The organism is Mesorhizobium sp. FG116, assembly GCF_057809835.1.
Window position 1 is genome coordinate 1 of the sequence record NZ_JBMDKS010000093.1, and the last position, 2,565, is coordinate 2,565.

The 2,565-nt window shown below is 62.3% G+C and carries 4 protein-coding genes and 1 pseudogene; 4 read left to right on the forward strand and 1 reads right to left on the reverse strand.

Going from position 1 to position 2,565, the window contains the following annotated elements; genetic code table 11:
* Positions 1-195: NAD(P)H-binding protein (locus tag ACODTY_RS23735; protein ID WP_488996635.1), on the reverse strand; the 195-nt coding region annotated here is incomplete at its 3' end.
* A gap of 55 nt (positions 196-250) precedes the next feature.
* On the opposite strand from ACODTY_RS23735, the gene ACODTY_RS23740 reads away from it, so the two are divergent.
* From ACODTY_RS23740 to ACODTY_RS23755, 4 genes and pseudogenes are all read left to right on the forward strand, one after another.
* Positions 251-865: a TetR/AcrR family transcriptional regulator gene (locus ACODTY_RS23740; RefSeq protein ID WP_488996638.1), complete on the forward strand. Its 615-nt coding sequence runs from the start codon at positions 251-253 to the stop codon at positions 863-865.
* Between the two features lie 81 nt (positions 866-946).
* Positions 947-1,654: a DUF4336 domain-containing protein gene (locus ACODTY_RS23745; RefSeq protein ID WP_488996636.1), complete on the forward strand. Its 708-nt coding sequence runs from the start codon at positions 947-949 to the stop codon at positions 1,652-1,654.
* A 139-nt stretch (positions 1,655-1,793) separates the two neighbouring features.
* Positions 1,794-2,174, forward strand: a complete 381-nt coding sequence (locus ACODTY_RS23750) for a hypothetical protein (protein ID WP_488996637.1) — start codon at positions 1,794-1,796, stop codon at positions 2,172-2,174.
* Positions 2,175-2,285: 111 nt separating this feature from the next.
* Positions 2,286-2,565 (forward strand): annotated as a pseudogene (locus tag ACODTY_RS23755) (hypothetical protein); the annotation flags it as partial.

Consider the following 2,565-nt stretch of genomic DNA (forward strand, 5'->3'; position numbering starts at 1 on the left):
GGCCGCGGCGACCGCAGTTCGCGTCGCCTTGGGATCGAGCGCGTCCGCGATTGCCGGTTCGGCGCCCATCTTCTTCACGAAATCCGCCTTGCCGGGCGAGCGCGTCAGGCCTGTCACCATATGGCCGGCGCGAACCAGTTTCGGCACCAGCCGGCTCCCGACGGCGCCGGTCGCGCCCGCGACGAGAATGCGCATGATGTCACCTCGCACTTGCTAACTTACCCACGAGTAGGTAATATCGCGGCCGATGATGTCAAGGGTTCGCAAAAGGCTGAGCGCGGAGGAGCGGCGGGCAAAGATCCTCGAGGCGGCGATATCCGCCTTCGCGCTGGAAGGTTATGACCAGACGAAAATGGATCGGATCGCGGCCGGCGCGAACATCACCAAGCCGGTTCTCTACGATCATTTTTCGTCGAAGCTGGCTCTCTACCAGGCGGTACTCGAGGCGCTCCGCGACGGGCTGATCGCCAAAGGCCGATCGATTATGGAAGAGGATGATGATCTGGCGGACAAATTCCGCCGTGCCGTCGATGCATTTCTCAGCTTTGTGGAGGAAGAGCCGTTCGCGGCCCGGGTCCTGCTGACGGTGCCGTCCGGAGACCCGGCGGCCTTTCAAGCGGCGCGCATCGTGCAACTCGGCGCCACCGCCGGAATCGCATCCCTGCTCGCCCGCGTCATGGCATCGCATTCGCCCTGGCAGGCCCGTGCCGCAAGCGAGTTTCTAAAGGAGGGGCTGCACGCGATTGCCTTGTGGTGGCTCGATCATCCGGGGCCGGCGCGCGAGGAGATCACCCAGATCGTGCTGGACATCGCCTGGCGCGGGTTGCGCACGCAGGCGCATACGAGCGGAACGACGGGAGGCTGAAGGCACCGAAGCGGAAGACGTGAAGCATGAGAGACCGCTTCTGGTGGAAAGCACCCATCCGAAGGATTAGGTTACTCAACCATGCTGGAGCCGCTGGGATCGAACCTGTGGTTTGCGGATGGCGGAGTCGTCTCCTTCAAGGGCTTCGACTATCCGACGCGCATGGTCGTCGTGCGTCTTGCAGACGGCGGGCTGTGGGTGTGGTCGCCGGTCGAAAGGACGGCGGCGCTCGAGGACGAGGTTCGGGCGCTGGGGCCTGTCCGGCACATCGTCAGCCCCAACAAGCTGCACTACCTGTTTCTGGGCGGCTGGCAGGCGGCATTCCCGGATGCAAGCCTGTGGGCGACGGCGGCGACGATCGACAAGTGCAAGGACCTCCGCTTTGCCGGGGCACTGTCCGACGATCCGCCGGCCGAATGGAAAGGGCAGATCGACCAGTTCTATTTCACCAATTCGCCTTTCATGGACGAAGTGATCTTCTTTCACCGCGCATCGCGCACGGCCATCATCGCCGACCTGTCGCAGACCTTCAGCGAGGGGTTCCTGAAAGACCATTGGCCTTGGTGGATGCGGCCGATCGCAAGGCTCTCGAAAATGATCGAGGGTTGGGGCTATCCGCCGATCGACTACCGGCTCAGCTTCCGCAACCGCGAAAGCGCGCGCCCCAAGATTCGCGAGCTGATCGAAAAACATCCCGAGCATGTCGTCGTGGCGCACGGCGAGATCGTCAGGACGGACGGCGAAGCCTTCCTGCGGCGCGCCTTCTCATGGCTGCTCAAGCAGCCTTGATGTCTGCAATTTGGCAGAACCTTCGATGGGCGCAACTCCAGCAATCTGAGTGCTTCAAAGACCCGGGGAGCCGAGTTGAATTCTCGCGCCCCTTGCAGCAGAGTGGCGCAACTGGTGGTGATCTTTGCCGGGACACAGAATGCGTTCCATCGTGGCTTTTGCAGCGGTCGTGTTCACGAGCACTTCGGCGCTTGCTTGCGACATCGGTCCTCAGGCAAATGTGAAGCTCGAACCGAAGGACCAGGCGGTCCTGATATCGCTCGGGAAGGCCATCAATGCCCAAGAGCTGCTGAACGGCACGCCTGTCGCCACGCTTTTTTCCGAGCCCGCAGGCCTGCTGACGCTCAACTCCTCCGACAGCCAGACACTGTCTCAGGCCCTCGCGGGCCTACGCAAGGCTACGGCCTGCAGCGCCGACGGGGTCACGATGGAGAGAATCCTCGAAGATGACACCCCTGGCATCAGATTTCTCAGGCAGATCGAGGAGTGCCTGGCCGACGCCTGCGTCGACAATCAGTAACGCTGTGCGCAGTTGAGGAAAGGGATGAGCCAAAGAAGTCGACTGCACGACAGCCGCGACATATCCCAACGGCCGCTTTTGAATTCCGTCGGGTGGCTGTCGGCACTCTCAATGGCTTTGACAATCGGCGCCTGCAGTTCGATCGACTATCGAAAATTGTCCTCGGGGCAACTTTCCGGAAGCCTCTTCGTCATGTGGGTCGGCGAGGGCGACAGCTCCGGCGACGGGAAGTTCCTGTTCGTGCCGGATCCAGGAGATCCATTGATCTTCCACCGCTCGGACCCCGGTGCCCACGGCGGCACCATCCAGCCGGGGATCATGTATACGGACGGCGGGTCCATCCCGAAGATTGGGCAGGCTTTCAAGGGTTTCTCGCCCTGGGGCTATGCTC

What these genes read in the sequence shown, in the direction of transcription:
- ACODTY_RS23745 (WP_488996636.1), top strand. Translation starts at nt 947, where the DNA reads ATGCTGGAGCCGCTGGGATCGAACCTGTGGTTTGCGGATGGCGGAGTC.
- ACODTY_RS23750 (WP_488996637.1), top strand. Translation starts at nt 1,794, where the DNA reads ATGCGTTCCATCGTGGCTTTTGCAGCGGTCGTGTTCACGAGCACTTCG.
- ACODTY_RS23740 (WP_488996638.1), top strand. Translation starts at nt 251, where the DNA reads ATGTCAAGGGTTCGCAAAAGGCTGAGCGCGGAGGAGCGGCGGGCAAAG.